20 protein-coding genes are annotated in these 16980 nt (G+C 35.3%); 12 read left to right on the top strand and 8 right to left on the bottom strand.

Features of this window, described 5'->3' with window-relative positions; genetic code table 11:
• Nucleotides 1-39: 39 nt before the first annotated feature.
• From ABI657_RS00435 to ABI657_RS00425, 3 genes are all read left to right on the top strand, one after another.
• Complete coding sequence (locus ABI657_RS00435; protein ID WP_348095257.1) at nucleotides 40-939, top strand: carbohydrate kinase; 900 nt, start codon at nucleotides 40-42, stop codon at nucleotides 937-939.
• A gap of 115 nt (nucleotides 940-1054) precedes the next feature.
• The gene (locus tag ABI657_RS00430; RefSeq protein WP_348095256.1) at nucleotides 1055-2179 is read left to right on the top strand and encodes an XdhC family protein; all 1125 of its coding nucleotides are present in this window, start codon (nucleotides 1055-1057) and stop codon (nucleotides 2177-2179) included.
• Nucleotides 2180-2182: 3 nt separating this feature from the next.
• Nucleotides 2183-2788 carry a nucleotidyltransferase family protein gene (locus tag ABI657_RS00425; RefSeq protein WP_348095255.1) on the top strand — a complete coding sequence of 202 codons (606 nt, stop codon included), beginning with the start codon at nucleotides 2183-2185 and terminating at the stop codon, nucleotides 2786-2788.
• A 15-nt stretch (nucleotides 2789-2803) separates the two neighbouring features.
• Here the strand turns inward: ABI657_RS00425 and ABI657_RS00420 are convergent, their stop codons facing one another.
• Nucleotides 2804-3934, bottom strand: a complete 1131-nt coding sequence (locus tag ABI657_RS00420; RefSeq protein WP_348095254.1) for a cysteine desulfurase family protein — start codon at nucleotides 3932-3934, stop codon at nucleotides 2804-2806.
• Between the two features lie 167 nt (nucleotides 3935-4101).
• Between ABI657_RS00420 and ABI657_RS00415 the strand changes: the two genes are divergently transcribed.
• From ABI657_RS00415 to ABI657_RS00400, 4 genes are all read left to right on the top strand, one after another.
• A complete protein-coding gene (locus tag ABI657_RS00415; protein ID WP_348095253.1) occupies nucleotides 4102-4740 on the top strand; it encodes a 2Fe-2S iron-sulfur cluster-binding protein in 639 nt (212 codons plus the stop codon).
• Complete coding sequence (locus tag ABI657_RS00410) at nucleotides 4737-5717, top strand: xanthine dehydrogenase family protein subunit M (RefSeq protein WP_348095252.1); 981 nt, start codon at nucleotides 4737-4739, stop codon at nucleotides 5715-5717. Before ABI657_RS00415 ends, ABI657_RS00410 begins: the two co-directional genes overlap by 4 nt.
• 8 nt (nucleotides 5718-5725) lie before the next feature.
• Nucleotides 5726-7936 (top strand): xanthine dehydrogenase family protein molybdopterin-binding subunit, encoded by a 2211-nt coding sequence (locus ABI657_RS00405; protein WP_348095251.1) that lies wholly within the window; start codon nucleotides 5726-5728, stop codon nucleotides 7934-7936.
• 116 nt (nucleotides 7937-8052) lie between these two features.
• On the top strand, nucleotides 8053-9855 hold the full coding sequence (locus tag ABI657_RS00400) for a glycoside hydrolase family 2 TIM barrel-domain containing protein (protein ID WP_348095250.1): 1803 nt from the start codon (nucleotides 8053-8055) through the stop codon (nucleotides 9853-9855).
• A gap of 65 nt (nucleotides 9856-9920) precedes the next feature.
• Here ABI657_RS00400 and ABI657_RS00395 read toward each other — a convergent pair whose 3' ends face one another.
• Nucleotides 9921-10232 carry a hypothetical protein gene (locus ABI657_RS00395; protein WP_348095249.1) on the bottom strand — a complete coding sequence of 104 codons (312 nt, stop codon included), beginning with the start codon at nucleotides 10230-10232 and terminating at the stop codon, nucleotides 9921-9923.
• Nucleotides 10233-10530: 298 nt separating this feature from the next.
• Between ABI657_RS00395 and ABI657_RS00390 the strand changes: the two genes are divergently transcribed.
• The 4 genes from ABI657_RS00390 (at nucleotide 10531) to ABI657_RS00375 (ending at nucleotide 13384) form a co-directional block, all read left to right on the top strand.
• A complete protein-coding gene (locus ABI657_RS00390) occupies nucleotides 10531-11163 on the top strand; it encodes a ferritin-like domain-containing protein (protein ID WP_348095248.1) in 633 nt (210 codons plus the stop codon).
• A 120-nt stretch (nucleotides 11164-11283) separates the two neighbouring features.
• Nucleotides 11284-11703, top strand: coding sequence for a response regulator (locus tag ABI657_RS00385; protein ID WP_348095247.1), 420 nt, complete (start codon nucleotides 11284-11286; stop codon nucleotides 11701-11703).
• Between the two features lie 173 nt (nucleotides 11704-11876).
• Nucleotides 11877-12374, top strand: coding sequence for a DEAD/DEAH box helicase family protein (locus tag ABI657_RS00380; RefSeq protein ID WP_348095246.1), 498 nt, complete (start codon nucleotides 11877-11879; stop codon nucleotides 12372-12374).
• On the top strand, nucleotides 12371-13384 hold the full coding sequence (locus tag ABI657_RS00375; RefSeq protein WP_348095245.1) for a helicase-related protein: 1014 nt from the start codon (nucleotides 12371-12373) through the stop codon (nucleotides 13382-13384). The genes ABI657_RS00380 and ABI657_RS00375 overlap by 4 nt, the downstream gene beginning before the upstream one ends.
• A 114-nt stretch (nucleotides 13385-13498) precedes the next feature.
• On the opposite strand, the gene ABI657_RS00370 is transcribed toward ABI657_RS00375, so the two are convergent.
• The 4 genes from ABI657_RS00370 to ABI657_RS00355 all read right to left on the bottom strand — a co-directional run bounded on the left by ABI657_RS00370 (nucleotide 13499) and on the right by ABI657_RS00355 (nucleotide 15048).
• Nucleotides 13499-13927, bottom strand: a complete 429-nt coding sequence (locus ABI657_RS00370; protein ID WP_348095244.1) for a response regulator — start codon at nucleotides 13925-13927, stop codon at nucleotides 13499-13501.
• 140 nt (nucleotides 13928-14067) lie between these two features.
• Nucleotides 14068-14538, bottom strand: coding sequence for a hypothetical protein (locus ABI657_RS00365; RefSeq protein WP_348095243.1), 471 nt, complete (start codon nucleotides 14536-14538; stop codon nucleotides 14068-14070).
• Between the two features lie 68 nt (nucleotides 14539-14606).
• Entirely contained in the window at nucleotides 14607-14789 is a 183-nt protein-coding gene (locus ABI657_RS00360; protein WP_348095242.1) for a DUF3606 domain-containing protein, read from the bottom strand.
• Nucleotides 14790-14823: 34 nt separating this feature from the next.
• Complete coding sequence (locus tag ABI657_RS00355) at nucleotides 14824-15048, bottom strand: hypothetical protein (RefSeq protein WP_348095241.1); 225 nt, start codon at nucleotides 15046-15048, stop codon at nucleotides 14824-14826.
• Nucleotides 15049-15250: 202 nt separating this feature from the next.
• Here ABI657_RS00355 and ABI657_RS00350 point away from each other — a divergent pair, with 202 nt between their 5' ends.
• Nucleotides 15251-15349, top strand: a complete 99-nt coding sequence (locus ABI657_RS00350) for a LysR family transcriptional regulator (protein WP_348095240.1) — start codon at nucleotides 15251-15253, stop codon at nucleotides 15347-15349.
• 48 nt (nucleotides 15350-15397) lie between these two features.
• On the opposite strand, the gene ABI657_RS00345 is transcribed toward ABI657_RS00350, so the two are convergent.
• Nucleotides 15398-16174 (bottom strand): hypothetical protein, encoded by a 777-nt coding sequence (locus ABI657_RS00345; RefSeq protein ID WP_348095239.1) that lies wholly within the window; start codon nucleotides 16172-16174, stop codon nucleotides 15398-15400.
• 10 nt (nucleotides 16175-16184) lie between these two features.
• Complete coding sequence (locus ABI657_RS00340) at nucleotides 16185-16970, bottom strand: hypothetical protein (RefSeq protein WP_348095238.1); 786 nt, start codon at nucleotides 16968-16970, stop codon at nucleotides 16185-16187.
• Nucleotides 16971-16980 lie beyond the last annotated feature (10 nt).

Here is a 16980-nt window from a genome sequence, read left to right as displayed (position 1 = left end):
ATTCCTTATAAAAAATAAACATTAATATAAATATACTATATGAATAAAGTAAAAAACCTTAAAGCAGTTGCCTACGGAGAAGTACTTTGGGATGTTTTTGGTAGCGAAAAAAAAATTGGCGGCGCACCGTTAAATGTGGCTTTACGCATGAAAACGTTAGGTTGTGAAGTAGCCATAATAAGTTGTGTAGGAAAAGATGAAGATGGAAAATCGATTATCAGCTATATTGAAAGTATGGGACTTGATACAAATGCTATTTTGCAAACAGAAGATTTTCCAACCGGATTGGTAAATGTGACACTAGATATTCATGGATCTGCAAGTTATGACATACATTATCCGTCTGCCTGGGATAAAATTGTATTGAATGACTGGGCTAAAAATTTAGTTACAGATGCTGATATTTTAATCTACGGAAGTTTGGTTTGCAGGGATGAAGTATCAAGAAATTCGCTGGAAGAATTGTTAAAAATAAATGTGTATAAGGTTTTTGACGTTAATCTAAGACCACCACATTATTCTTATGATATTCTGGAAAAATTAATGAAGACAGCAGATTTTGTTAAGTTTAATGATGATGAATTACTGGAAATTGCAAAATCCATGCATTCGCCATTTTCAGATTTAGAAAAGAACATACTTTTTATAGCAGAAAGATGTAATATTGCATCCATTTGTGTGACAAAAGGTAAAGACGGAGCGCTGTTATTGTGGGAAGGCAAATTCTATGAAAACAAAGGTTATCCTGTTGAAGTGGCAGATACAGTAGGAGCGGGAGATTCTTTTTTAGGAGCTCTGGTTACATCATTATTTACAGATAAAACACCACAGGAAGCTATTGATTTTGCCTGTGCTGTGGGAGCCTTAGTTGCAGCATCACCAGGAGCTAATCCTGAGATTTCAAATTCTAAAATTGAAAGCCTCATGCTAAGTCAGTGATAAATAATATTGTGAGTTCCATTATCAATTTTTGGTAGTATAGATCAAAAAGTATAATAAAACAGCAGGATCACATCCATAAAACAATTATTTTTGTTTTAGAACTTATAGATAAATGAAGGAAATCAGCGAAATTCTAAAAGCATATTCAGAAGCAAAAAACTCTGGAAAAAAGACAGCTTTAGCTACCGTCGTTAAGGTTGAAGGTTCTTCTTACCGCCAGCCCGGTGCGAGAATGCTGGTTACTGAAGATGGTTCTCTAACTGGTGCCATCAGCGGTGGATGTCTCGAAGGTGATGCGTTACGAAAAGCTCTTTTGTCGATCAATCAACAGCAAAATAAGCTGATTACCTATAATACAAGCAATGATGACGATAAAGAGATTGGACTTCAATTAGGTTGTAATGGAATCGTTCATATTCTTTTTGAATATATTGATGACACTGTTTTAAATAACCCAATGCATCTTTTACAGCAACTTGAATTGGAAAGGAAAGAAGCCGTTATTGGAACTGTTTTTTCCCTGAAGCGGCAGGCAGTACAGCTGGGCACCATGTTTTTTTACAGAGATAATTCAGCCTTTCTGTATCAGGATGAGGTTGCTTTGAGGCTGGATTCAGATATAAAACAAGTGATAAAATACAAGGCTTCCGCTGTAAAAAAAATGGAAGATGATAATCAGAATGAGATATTAATTGAGTATGTACCTTCATCAGTTTCTCTAGTAATTGGCGGAGCAGGAAATGATGTTCAGCCTCTTGTAAAAATGGCTTCATTATTAGGATGGGAAGTTACCGTAATTGATGGTCGTGCTACTCATGCCGTAAAAAACAGATTTCCAGACGCAAAAAATGTTTGTATGGCAAAACCGGAGGACTTTCTCGAAATTAATAAAAACATTGATGACCATAATTTTTTTGTTTTGATGACACACAATTATAAATATGATTTGGCTGTTTTACAATTACTTTTAGAAACCAGCTGCCGTTATATTGGAATTCTGGGACCAAAATCAAAATTAAACCGCATGTTTGATGATTTGAGTAATAAAGGAATTGAATTGAATCCAAAGATGCTTAATCGTATTTATGGTCCAATCGGATTGGATATTGGAGCTGAAACTTCAGAAGAAATTGCACTTTCTATAGTAGCTGAGATAAAAGCTGTAATGAATGGAAAAAACGGAACTTCATTAAAATACAAAACGGATAAAATCCACAGTAATATCCAAATCGTATAAGATATGACGGACAGTAAAAATAAAACTGGAATCATAATTTTAGCAGCTGGTAGTTCATCAAGATTAGGAGAACCAAAACAGTTACTTGCCTATAACAACACCAATCTTTTAAAAAACACTCTTACAGCAGCTAACTTAGTGCTAAATGCTGCGGTTATTCTGGTAACAGGCTCTAATCGTAAATTGATAGAAGAACAATTAGATTCAACTCAAATAAAAATAAGTTTTAATGCTGATTGGGAATCCGGAATGTCATCTTCCATTGTAAAAGGTATAAATGATTTGCTTTTAATTTTGCCAGATGCCGAAAAATGTATTGTTTCAGTATGTGATCAGCCTTTTATTTCAAATTCTGTGTTTGAAAGTCTATTGGAAAAATATCATAAAACACAAAAAGGAATTGTAGCCTCTGCTTATGCCGAAACTTTAGGAACCCCTGTACTTTTTGATAGAAAATATTTTAAAGAACTCCTGCATTTAAAAGGAAAGGAAGGTGCAAAAAAAATCATTAATAAATTCCTAAATGATACAGTTGCTGTTCCATTTAAAAAAGGAAACATTGATATTGATACTCAGGAAGATTACAACAGGCTTATTTATAAACCCTGAGGTAATAAAAGAAAACTAAGAAAGCTGTTTAACCAGGTTTCTGATTCTCATAATCGTTTCTTCTATTTCTGCTTCGGTATTAAATTTACTAAGGCTAAAGCGTACAGAACTCAACGCATTTACATCAGATAATCCCATTACTTTTAATACATGCGAAGGCGCAGAAGTAGCTGCTGAACATGATGAACCATTAGAAACCGATATGTGCTGCAGGGCAAGAATCAGCCTTTCAGAACTAACTCCCGGAAAACAGATATTGGTAGTATTATAAATTCTGTTTTTTATACTCCCATTTACAAAAGAACCTTTAATCTCCAACAACCCTTTTTCTAACTGGTCTCGTAATTGCGAAATTCTATTTTGATTGATTTCCATTTCTGCTGCAGCTGTTTCACTTGCTTTTCCCATTCCAATAATTCCCGGAACATTTAGCGTACCGCTTCGTAATTTTTGTTGTTGGCCACCCCCATGAATTTGCGGAATTAATTTTGACTTTACATCTTCAGAAACATACAAGGCACCGACTCCTTTTGGACCATGAAATTTATGGGCTGATAATGCTAAAAAATCAATTCCGAGTTTTTTTACATCAATAGGAATCTTCCCGACTGCCTGAGTTGCATCACATAGTAATACCGAATTTTTGGCATGGGTCATCTTTGAAATTGCTGCAATGTCATGTATGACGCCGGTTTCATTATTGGTATGCATGATTATGACAACCAGTGTTTTATCTGTAATGGTTTCATTTAAAAGATTAGCATCTAAAGTACCATCAGGAGCAACAGGTAAAATGGTAATATCAAAGCCTGACGACTTCATAAATTCGCAGGTATTTAAAACCGCTTTATGCTCAGTAGCAACAGTTACTATGTGTTTTTTATTTTGATTGGATAAACCCTTAACCGCTAAATTGATTGCTTCTGTAGCTCCGGAAGTGAAGGTGATTTCGTTTTCTTTTGCCCCAATTAAACCAGCAGTTTGCCAAGCCGCATTTTCTACTGCTTCATTAATCGTCAATCCTGCTAAATGACTGCTTCCTGCATTCGCATAAGCTTCTGTAAAATACGGAATCATGACATCAAGCACACGTTTATCAACACGAGTTGTGGCATTGTTGTCAAGATAAATGGGTTGTGAAGACATAAATTAATTCTTAGTACAGTAAAAATACAATTTGTAAATCAAATGTTTTCTTTTTATTTAAAATGAAAATAAAATAGAGTTAGTGAAAATTTTATAACTCATTATCAGTCAGTATTTTTTAAATTTGTTAGAATTCGAAGCTATTTCCTAATTTTAAATCAATACGCATGGCCAGAAACAAGATTGACAATCAGGCATCAGAGGGCGATTCTAATTCGTCCCGCCGTGACTTCTTAAAAAAATCCAGCCTTTTAACGGCTTTTGCTTTGGCTCCGCCTACATTGGTAATGGCTTCAGAAAAAAAATGGGATGAGAAAATAGCCGAATATATTGAAACTGTTGCGCTGTCGATTGAGGTCAATGGCACAAAACATAATCTTAGCGTTGAGCCAAGAACAACTTTGCTTGATTTGCTAAGGGAAAATTTACAGTTAACCGGAACAAAAAAAGGTTGTGACCACGGTCAATGCGGAGCTTGTACGGTTCATGTCAACGGTACGCGGATATTGTCCTGTTTGTCTTTAGCATCCATGCAGCAAAATGCACAAGTCACTACAATCGAAGGTTTATCCAAAGGAAAAAAACTCCATCCGATGCAGGAAGCTTTTATAAAAAATGACGGTTTTCAATGTGGATATTGTACTCCGGGACAAATTATGTCAGGAATTGCATGCATCAAAGAGGGGCATGCCAATAGCAGAGAAGAAATCAGGGAATATATGAGCGGAAATATCTGCAGATGTGGTGCATATCATAATATCGTTGATGCCATTACAGAAGTGAAGGAAGGAGGGAAGCTGTCATGAAAAATTTCCAAATAATTAAAGCATTGTCTTCATCTTCAGCAATATCGGGTCTAAATAAAGAATCTTCGGCTATGTTTATTGCTGGAGGAACTAATCTTGTTGATCTCATGAAAAAGAATGTAGTAGCGCCTGATAAACTGGTTGATATTACAGGAATAGATTTAAAAAAGATAGAATTTCTGAAAGGAAAAGTATCTATTGGCGCGCTGGCAAAAAATAGTCAGGTTGCCGAAGATGCTTCCATAAAAGAAAATCATCCGTTGTTGTCATTGGCTTTAGCGGCAGGTGCGTCACAGCAAATCCGGCATATGGCTACTGTTGGCGGCAATATGCTGCAGCGTACCCGTTGTGCTTATTTTTACAATACCGATATGCCCTGCAACAAACGTGTTCCCAAAAGTGGTTGCGGGGCCATTGGCGGATTTAATAGAATGCATGCCATTTTTGGTACTTCCGATAGTTGTATTGCGGTTCACCCAAGCGATATGTGTATTGCACTTGCAGCTTTGGACGCAACAGTTTTGGTAGAAAGCCCAAAAGGAAAAAGAGAAATTAAATTTACTGATTTTCATCGTCTTCCTGGTAATACACCGGAAAAAGATAATATACTTAACAATAAAGAACTCATTACTTCGGTTGAAATACCGGATAATAATTTCAATAAAAATGTTCATTATCTAAAAGTGAGAGACCGAAGCAGTTATGCTTTTGCCTTAATTTCTGTAGCGGCTGCCTTAGACATCCAAAACAATACCATTAATGATGTAAGGCTTGCGATGGGCGGTGTTGCGCACAAGCCGTGGCGACTTACTGAAGCAGAAGAATTTCTGAAAGGGAAAACTGTTTCTGATGCCATATTCAGGCAGGCAGCAGATTTAGCCATGCATGGTGCAAGAGGTTATGGTGACAATAATTTTAAATTGACATTAGCACCAAATGCCATTATAGAAGCATTAACGATAGCAGCATCTAAATAATTCCAATTATGAGTAAAACAAGTAATATAAACAGAGTTGACGGATTTGCAAAAGTAACGGGTTCTGCAACTTATTCGGCCGAATATAAAACTCCGGGCGTAGTCTATGCCTGTCTGGTTGGAAGCACAATTGCAAAAGGAAGAATCAAAAGTATCGATACCAAAAAAGCAGAGTGGGCTTCAGGCGTATTGGCTGTAATTACCCATTTAAATGTAGACAAGCCGGCAGGATATCAAAAACCTAAGGACAAACATAATTTTGGACAACCGCTTCAGGTTTTCAAAGATGATACGATACTGTATTATGATCAGCCCATTGCACTTGTAATCGCTGATACTTTTGAGCGAATGCAATATGCTGCCAGTTTGATTAAGGCAGAATATTTTAAAGAAGAACACGCTACCGAACTTAAAAAAGCAGCAGACAAGGAGAAAAAAGTGGAGACTGCCAAAGGAAATGATTATAATCGGGGAAATATTGACGGTTATAAAAATGCAGAAGTTGTTTTAGAAGAAGAATATATTATTCCCACAGAAGTCCATAATCCGATGGAACTGGCCAATATCATTGCAAAATGGGAAGGAAACAAACCAACTGTTTTTACTAAAAGTCAGGGTGTAGAAGGAACCAGAAGAAGTATTGGAGAAGTTTTTGGAATCCCGCCTGCTGATGTTTCTGTAAATTCAGAATATCTGGGGGGAGCCTTCGGAATGGGTCTGCACACCTGGCCATATGAAATTGCGGCCCTGATTGGAGCTAAAAAATTAAATCGTCCTGTAAAATTAGTACTTCACAGAGAGCAGATGTTTACCAATGTAGGTTTCCGTCCTTATACTATTCAGAAAATGGGTCTGGGAGCAACCAAAGAAGGGAAGCTTACAGGATTAACGCATGAAGCTGTGGCAATGACTTCAACTTATGAAGATTTTATGGAAGGCACTGTAAACATGTCCCGATTTATTTATGACTGTGAAAATGTTTCAACACGATACCGAATTGTACCACTCGACACGTGTACGCCAATCTGGATGCGTGGTCCCGGTGAAGCGACTGGATCTTTTGCTTTGGAAAGTGCCATGGATGAATTAGCATATAAACTGAATATGGATCCAATTGAATTTCGAAAACTTAATTATGCCGAAAAAGATCAGGAACAAAATAAACCCTGGAGCAGTAAACATCTTTTAGAATGTTACGAAGGCGGGATGGAACTCATAGGCTGGAAAAACCGTAAAAACAAACCAGGATCAGTTCGGGAAGGGGAATGGCTGGTGGGTTACGGAATGGGGACCGGGACTTTTGGCTGTTACAGGAATGCAACTTCTGTAAAAGCAAAATTTTTAGCTGATGGAAATTTAGTATTGCAATGCAGCGTCAATGATATGGGCCCCGGAACAGCGACGATGATGACAGCCATCGGATCAGAAATTACAGGATTGCCTTCAGAAAATGTTGTCATAGAAATGGGAAAAAGCGGTTTGCCAAAAGGACCAACTCAAGGTGGATCGGCAACCACTTCATCAGTTGGTTCAGCTGTTCATGATGCCTGTAATTTATTGGTAAGTAAAGCCATCGGATTAGCAAGTGAAACCGATGCTTTAAAAGGGGTTCCAATTACAGATTTAACTTTCGTAAATAATTTGATATCGTCTAAAAATGATAATTCAAAATCAGTTTCGTTATCCTCTTTGTTAAGTGCAAATAAATTGGATAATTTAGAAGTGGAAAATGTTTCAAAAGGAACAGAAGAAGCAAAAAAATATTCTATTTATTCCTTTTCCGTACATTTTGTAAAAGTTTTGATCAATCCGAATCTTGGAAAGATCCGATTGGCTCATGTAGTTTCCTGTGCTGATATCGGAACGGTAATCAGCCAAAAAACATCTGCCGGACAAATGTACGGAGGAGCAGTTGGAGGAATCGGAATGGGATTAATGGAGGCATTGGAAATCGATCATCGTTTTGGCCGTCCCATAAATAATAACTTTGCCGATTATCATGTTCCTGTGAATGCCGATATTGAAAAACAAGAAGTGTTTTTCGTTAATAAAAAAGATCCAATCAGCAACCCAATGGGAACAAAAGGTCTTGGTGAGACAGCATTGGTTGGAATGGCACCGGCAATTGCCAACGCTGTTTTTAATGCAACCGGAAAGCGGGTAAGGGATCTGCCTATTACACTTGATAAAATTCTGGAACCTTCAGTGGCGACAGCATAAATTCTAAAATATTGAGATATAAAATGCTATAAATGATTGGTTTATGGCATTTTTTATTTTCTAATCATCTATAAGTATTGTTAGGTTAATGTTTAAAAATAAAATGATTTTAGCTTATGAAAAAGATAGTTATGCTATGTTTTGTTTTTCTGTTTATAGGAAAAACAATAGCGCAGGAAGTTCCTTTAGTTTCCAATATTGCATCACGAAATAATATTAATTTAAACGGACAATGGCGTTATATTGTTGATCCTTTGGAAAACGGATATTATGATTATCGCCTTAACCCCTTTAAAACAAACGGATTTTTCGAAAACAAAAAGTTTTCCACTTCACAATTGACAGAATATAATTTTGCCACTTCCTCCATAATGGAGATTCCATCCGACTGGAACACTAAAGATGAAAGACTGTTTTTTTATGAAGGAACTGTATGGTTTGAAAAAGACTTCGATTATAAAAAAGATTCCAAAACAAAAGGCATTTTATATTTCGGTGCAGTTAATTATGATGCTAAAGTATATGTAAACGGCAAATTAGCAGGAACGCATATTGGCGGTTATACGCCTTTTAATTTTGATGTGACCGATCTTTTGGTAGATGGCAATAATTTCGTGGTAGTTAAGGTTGATAATAAACGCCATAAAGACAATGTCCCGACAGTAAATATGGATTGGTGGAATTATGGAGGCATTACCCGGGATGTCCTATTGGCACAGGTCCCGAAAACATATATTGAAGATTACCTCGTTCAGTTGGATAAAAAAGATAAAACAAAGATTTCAGGATGGATCAAGCTAAATGATGAGAAAGCAAACGAGTTGGTTACGGTTAGTATTCCAGAATTAAAAATCAAAAAAAATGTCAATACTAATGCAAATGGTATGGCTTATTTTGAAATTAAGACAAAACCGGTTTTATGGACACCAGAAATCCCGAAGTTATATGATGTTACCATCAATAAATCTGATGAAAAAATTACCGATAAAATAGGTTTCAGAACAATTGAAACTAAAGGAAAAGAAATTTTACTGAATGGCAAGAAAGTCTTTTTGCGTGGTATCAGTATTCACGAGGAAGCGCCTTACAGACAAGGCAGAGCGTGGTCAAGAGAAGATGCTGTTACGTTGCTTACCTGGGCAAAGGAGTTAGGATGCAATTATGTGCGTTTAGCACATTATCCGCATAACGAAAATATGGTAAGAGAGGCGGAGAGAATGGGATTGATGATTTGGTCAGAAGTTCCGGTTTACTGGACTATTTCCTGGACAAATCCGGATACCTATGCCAATGCAGAACGTCAGTTGCATGACATGATTTACAGGGATAAAAACCGCTGCGGTATTGTGATTTGGTCTATTGCTAATGAAACTCCGCATGGTGATGACAGGGATATTTTTTTAACCAAATTAGCGAAGTTTGCCCGTACACAGGATAATTCCCGTTTAATAAGTATGGCTATGGAAGTTACAAGCAGTGCGAACAATATCAATACGCTTCATGATAATATGAATGAATTTGTAGATATTGTCAGTTTCAATCAGTATGTTGGATGGTACAGAGGTACTAACGAATCCTGCGAAACGATGCAATGGGTAATTCCATATAACAAACCTGTAATTATAAGTGAGTTTGGAGGCGGAGCTTTACAAGGATTGCATGGCGATAAAAAAGAACGCTGGAACGAGGAGTATCAGGAAGAATTATACAAACAAAACACTAAAATGTTCAATCGTATTGAAGGTCTGGCTGGTGTCTCTCCCTGGATATTGGTTGACTTCCGATCACCAAGAAGACAGCTTAATGATATTCAGGATTTCTTTAACCGTAAGGGATTAATTTCAAGTTCCGGAATAAAAAAGAAGGCTTTTTATGTCATGAAAGACTGGTACGCACAAAAAGAAGAAGAATATAAATAGAATATAAATAAAAACACAAAATCCTATTCAATCTGAATAGGATTTTGTGTTTAAAATGGATCTGATTAATCTATCTTATAACCGTCATCCTCAAAAGTTTCCGGTTCATCGATAGCATTTTCATCGTAATTTTCTTCCTGATCTTCTTTTCTGGAATTTTCTTCCAAATCATTCTCATCTAAATCATTTTCAAAATCATCTATATCAAGCGTATATTCGAATTCATTGTCCAAATTATTCTGCTCCTCAGTTGCAGCGATTTCCTGTTCGTTTTCCCGGTTCATATTTTCTTTTTGATATTGATCAACATAGCTTTGATCACCGTCGTTGAAATTACTATCGTTCTGATTAAAATTTCTGTTGTTATCTGTTGTCATAATGATATATTTAAATGTTAGTGTCACTACGTTTGATAGTAGCTTGTTGTCCAAAGTTAAAAACAAGTTATAAGGTACTGCTTATACGATTCTTTAAAATACTTATTTAATTATCATGGAAGTCATTTTGCTCAAAAAAAACTGAGTTGATTAAATTCATAATTTTTTTATAATAACCTTATTATCCTTCATAAAGCATTGAAGCTGAATATTTGAATAGTATAATCATTATCGGAATTTCTGTAAAATTAAATCGTTAATGCGGGCTAAATTTGGATTATACTTAAAATTAATTATTATGAAAACCGCAGAAAAAAATACGACAGCTGCAAAAGCTAAAACTACAGGAGCAAAAACTAAAGCTGCTCCGTCCAAAAGTAAGACAGCATCTAAAACGAGTGCAACCGGAGTTGTAAAAGCGAAAACTTCAGCAGCAGACGGGTTAAGGGAATTATTTGTTGATTCTTTAAAAGATATTTACTGGGCAGAAAAAGCATTAGTAAAAGCATTGCCTAAAATGGCTAAAAATGCTACATCAGAAAATTTGGTAAAAGCAATTAACGACCACTTGACTGTAACCCAGGAGCAGGCTGCGAGACTTGAAAAAGTATTTTCACTGATTGGCGAAAAAGCTGTTGCTAAGAAATGCGATGCTATGGATGGCCTGATTAAAGAAGGGCAAGGCATTATGGAAGAAACAGAGAAAGGTCCTGTTCGTGATGCAGGAATTATTGCAGCCTCACAAAAAATTGAGCATTATGAAATAGCAACTTATGGTACTTTAGCTGCTTTTGCTACTACATTAGGTGAAGATGATGCCGTTTTGTTGTTGGAAAAAACCTTGGCTGAAGAAAAAGAAGCAGATAGTTTGTTAACTGAAGCCGCTTACAATACCATTAACTTTGATGCAGCTGAAGAGGATAACGAATAAGATATTTATTTTCTCTGATCAAATATCATTAAACCTGTATTATCTAATGATACAGGTTTTATTTTTCTACACTATACTAAACCAACTACCTAAAAGATACGTATATTAATTAAATATTGCATGTCTAATGCCACAATCAACCGACCCATGTTATATAAAAATATATTATTAATAGATGATGATAGTGATGATGCCGAAATTTTTGTTGAAGCTGTTGATTCACTACAAAAACAAATTATATGCCGTACTTCCAATAATGCTTTAAAGTCATTTGAAGGATTGAAAATTGCAGAAGACCTTCCGGATCTTGTATTTGTAGATTTTAGTATGCCCGCCTTAAATGGCCGGGAGTTTATCGAGAAAATGAAAAGTGTCAAGCGATTACAGTACATACCTATCATTTTAATGTCATCCCATGCAGTTGAAGTTTTATGTGAACTCACACAAAAACTTGAAGGTGTTAGCTATATGACAAAACCTAACAGTTTTCAGGAACTTGTGATAAAGCTGAATGAAGTCTTAACGAAAATGCAGGATTAAGAATTCCAATAAAGTCATCATCTTTAAAACCAAGCTGATGGAAATTAGGCTCACTCTATCAACTGCGAATAAATAAATCATAACAAGAAAATGAATAGCATTGTTGTGGTAAAAATCATAAATATAAATTAACTATTAAACGTATTGCCAGCCGGCAATGGGTCAGACCTAATATGGAAACTACAATACAGCCCAAAAAATCATTTTATGCGTATCAGGAAAGAGATATTGAGTCTGTTTTCGCCGAAATGACAAGTACTCCAAAAAGTAAGCTTTTATACCAATTGCCAACGGGTGGTGGAAAAACTGTTGTATTTTCAGAAATAGCCAGAAGATTTATTGCTCAGTTTAATAAGTCGGTAATTATTTTGACACATCGAAAAGAACTATGCAGCCAAACTTCGGCAACCTTAAAGAAAATAGGTGTTCAAAACCGAATCATTAACAGTACAAGCGGTAATTTTAAGACCGATTGCCATTGTTATGTGGCGATGGTGGAAACGCTTCGAAACAGAATTAAATCCAAAAAAGTAACCGTTAAGGATGTAGGTTTGGTCATTATTGACGAAGCACACCACAATTCGTTCCGGAAACTCATGGGCAATTTTAAAAATGCTTTTATAATTGGAGTAACCGCAACCCTTTTAGTTCAGATGTTTCAAAACCAATGAAAAAGCATTATAAATCGCTTATTACAGGTGAAAATATTGCGTCTCTTATTGCTGATGGATTTCTCGCACAGCCAAAATCTTTTGTGTATGAAGTAGAACTTAATAGCTTAAAAACAGGAATTCATGGCGATTATACAGTAAGTTCCTCTAATGAATTGTACAGTTCACAGCCTATGCTCGATTTATTGCTTCGGGCTTACCAGGAAAATGCAACAGGCAAAAAGACATTGATTTTTAATAATGGTATTGAAACTTCCTTAAAAGTTCAGGAAGCTTTTAACGCAGCCGGTATTGATGTCCGGCATCTTGACAATAAGACGCCGAATGAGGAGCGCAAGGAAATTTTACAATGGTTTAAAAAGACAAAAAATGCCGTACTTACTTCTGTTTCCCTACTTACAACTGGTTTTGACGAACCAACCATTCAAAATATTATATTAAACAGGGCGACAACTTCTATTACGCTTTATCATCAAATGATAGGTCGGGGTTCGAGAAAACTTACTTCCAAAAAAACATTTACCATAATTGATCTGGGCAATAATATACAGCGTTTTGGGGAATGGCAGCAGCCTGTTGACTGGAAATTTGCCTTTGATCATCCGGAAACTTTCGCAAAACAAATGCATTATCAGTCTGGGGCAGGGTCTGCTGTGCACTCTCATGCACTGTCTGCAGAATTGCGGGCACAGTTTCCCAAAACCCTTGAAATGACATTTGATATCGAAGGATATTTTCAGGAAGCGATCGACATGGATAAAAAACCGAAGACTGTCATTCAGCAATCTATTCGCCAACAAGCCAGAATGTGTCTTGATAATGCAGAAACCCTTACACAGGCGATTTCGCTTGCTGAGGCACTAACTCCGGAAATTGACTGGCGTGTAAAACAATATGTAAAATCCCTTGATAATGCCAGTAAAAATTATAAAGAATGGCTGATGGAAGATTATCAAAACCGACTTAAAGGCCTGATCATAAAATTGTATCCAAAAAGGCACCTTGATTAAGGCACCTTTTTTGTTTTCTATGTTGTTGTTTATCCAAAAACTTAATGGAACAAGTTATCAACCTGATATTTAGTGTATCGGGATTGATTCCTGCCTTAAATGATGATTATGACGTTATGTTATGGCATTGGGATGCACACAATCCTTCCAATATTCAATTATGGTACTGATAACTGCTTTCGTTTTTTTGCAGTCTCCGCCTTTGGTAAAAAATCCCTGAATGGTAAGCTCCGTATAGGCTTCATTAACGGCTTCGCGGGATGCCGTTGTAGAATAAAAAATAAAGGGGATGCTTTTTCTCCTAAGATCAGGATCAGCATCTATCTTTCGTTTCAGCTCAAGACCATTCATGATGGGCATATTGATATCTGAAAAAACAATAAACATCGGTTCAGTAGTGGCGCAAAGGTAAGAAAAGGCCTCAGCTCCATTCGCTTTCCAAATAATGGTATTGGTGACACCAAGATTAATAATTAAATCTTCCAGTAATTCCTTATCATCTATATCATCCTCTACAATAAGGATATTTCCGTTTTTTGACATTTTTTTGTTATATATTGAAAATCAAATGTATAAAAGATTTAGCGAAATCACCCAGAAAAAATATTTCTTTTGTAATGATTTTATAATTAGTAACTTTTAAAAATAATAATTAAAAAAGCACGAATCTCCATCGCTGTAAATTATTCTTTTTTATTCACGAGTTCCAACCCGAATTTACCCCAATAAGGATAATCAGCCATTTGCGAATGTCCAACAACTACAATGTGATTTCCTTTTTGTGTTAGGGGAATTTTCAAATTCATTCCAAAGGGGCCATCAGAAGTATTATCGGGAAAAATAATTTGGTTGAACCGAATATTTCCTTTGCCTGTTTCTGGAATAATCCTGGCATTCAGTTCGCCTGAATTATCATTATTAAATTTTAAGTATATTCTCTGATGAACAGAATCTAAAATACCTTCCGCTGTATAGAAACCTTTTTCATTTTGATACTTCAGGAAGATAGTGTCGCCAATTTGTTTGTTCTCTTCCGTGTTTTTTTTCTTTGTGACGGTTGTAGTATCTGATGTTTCAACAACAGGATTCATATTTTCTTTTTTCTGGCATGAAAATAAGGAAACGGAGAGTAAAAGCAGTAAAATATTTTTCATAAATGTATTTTTGTATGATGTTTAATTTTGTTGTTTTGAGAATGTATTTTATAACAAATACAACCTTCCTAAGAAGATTTTATTTGCTTTTCGACATCAGTAACCAGATTGCTTCCTGCCACGTCAATGGCAGACTGTAGTTCTTCTTTGGTAACACCCAATTTCTCTGTCCAGTAAGCGACTTCTTGATCTTCATTGATATTGATTCTTGACCGGTCCTGAAACCCCTTTTTACTTAAATCATCGCTCATTATAATTATTTTAGTATATTAATTAGAACAAATTTTAGCTGTTGGTCGCAGCACTTCCGGAACTTCCTGCTCCTCCGGAGTTGTCATTGCCGCCCTGCTCATTACGATCCGGATCTGTACCGGCTTCGTCACGTTCGTTATCCCAGTCTCCGGTGTTAGCATCCTCACGCGGATCATCATTATTTTGCTGTGGATTTAGCTGTGCTTGGTAGGGGCATTTTGCAAGTTCTTCGGGAGTGAAGGTATTTGAATTTTCCATGATTGAATATTTTAGTTATTATCAATCTTAAAAGTAATCCTATAACACTTATTCATATTATAACAAATTGTGTATTTCTTATTAAATTATCATGTGTAGGAAATGTGCAAAATTGAATTCTTATTAACCTTGATGGTTACACGTTACAGTATATAATTAAAATTTAATATTTGTCTATCTTTATAAAATAAAATTATAATCAATGACTATTCAGCAGTTAAAATATATTGTAGCTTTACATAAAGAACGCCATTTTGCAAGGGCCGCAGAAGTGTGTATGGTAACACAGCCCCGACATTAAAATCCTACTCAAAAGCCATATTAAAAATATTTAATCTGTGAAACTAAACTAAAATTTAAAATATTCCTGCCCTTTATCATGTACAATACGTATGTATTCTATTTCACCTTCGGTCTGGCGATACATAATATTATAAAAATCTGCTTTTGATCGTTCTTCATCATTATCAAAACTATTAAAAGTGGTAAAATAACCGTTTGACAAAGTAGTGACAGAAGCATCTTCATTTTTGTTATTCATATCGGCATCATAATATTTGATAACAGGCAAATCTGCTGCGGTTCTCTTTTTATTAATATCTGAGACTTTCATCCCTTCTTTTACCTCTGCACCCTCAATATTTAAAGATTTGGTATAAATTCTAAAAGGATAAATGAAATTTTGTGGAGCATCTGAGCCTGTGGTTAAATTATTGTTTATTTCTTTAATTATATCTTTATCATTATACAATTCACTATAATCATTTCTTTTTCTTATTGATTCTAATGTTTCTCGCCCTTTAGCTTGTTCAAGTTTTCCCATCTCTCCCAAAGGACTATCTAAATTCATAAACAAGATATGGAGTTCATCAATAGTACTGTTTTTATCTGATTCAGAAACATAAATTCCTAAATCATCCCAAATGTATACACTTGTTTGATATACTCTATTATATTTACCAAAAATCTTTATCCATTCAGCTACGGGTTTTCCAAAAGGCAGTTCTTGGTTTTTATAGGTAATCGTATGTTCGCTAATATAAAAATCAGTTTCTGGAATATCTGCTTTTGAAGTTTGACATTGCAAAAAGGTACTATTCAAAAACAGTATTAAAAAATATTTCATTTATGCAAAACTAAAATTTAAAATATTCCTGTCCTTTATCATTTACAATGCGTATGTATTCTATTTCACCTTCGGTCTGGCGATACATAATATTATAAAAATCTGCTTTTGATCGCTCTTCATCATTATCAAAACCATTAAAAGTGGTAAAATAACCGTTTGATAAAGTAGTCACAGAACCATCTTCATGTTTGTTATTCATATCAGCATCATAATATTTGATAACAGGCAAATCTGCTGCGATTCTCTTTTTATTAATATCTGAGACTTTCATCCCTTCTTTAACTTCTGCACCCTCAATATTTAAAGATTTGTTATAAATTTTAAAAGGATAAATGAAATTTTGCTGAGCTTTAGAGCCTTTTTTCTCCTCATCTAACATATCTGTATAAAATTCCGGATCCGTTTTTTCTGGAAACCATCCATCTTTATGATTTCTTTCCTTTACAAATTTCACAGACATCCTACCTTTCGCTTGTTCAAGTTTTCCAATCTGTCCCAAAGGACTATCTAAATTCATAAAGAAAATATGGAGTTCATCAATAGTACTGTTTTTATCTGATTCAGAAACATATATTCCTAAATCATCCCAAATGTATACACTTGTTTGATATACTCTATTATATTTACCAAAAATCTTTATCCATTCAGCTACGGGTTTTCCAAAAGGCAGTTCTTGGTTTTTATAGGTAATCGTATGTTCGCTAATATAAAAATCAGTTTCTGGAATATCTGCTTTTGAAGTTTGACATTGCAAAAAGGTACTATTCAAAAACAGTATTAAAAAATATTTCATTTATGCAAAA

Origin of the sequence: Flavobacterium sp., assembly GCF_039930565.1 — a bacterium.
Lineage (GTDB): Bacteria > Bacteroidota > Bacteroidia > Flavobacteriales > Flavobacteriaceae > Flavobacterium.
Note: the sequence above shows the minus strand (reverse complement) of the source record. Positions and strands in the feature narration are given on the sequence as shown.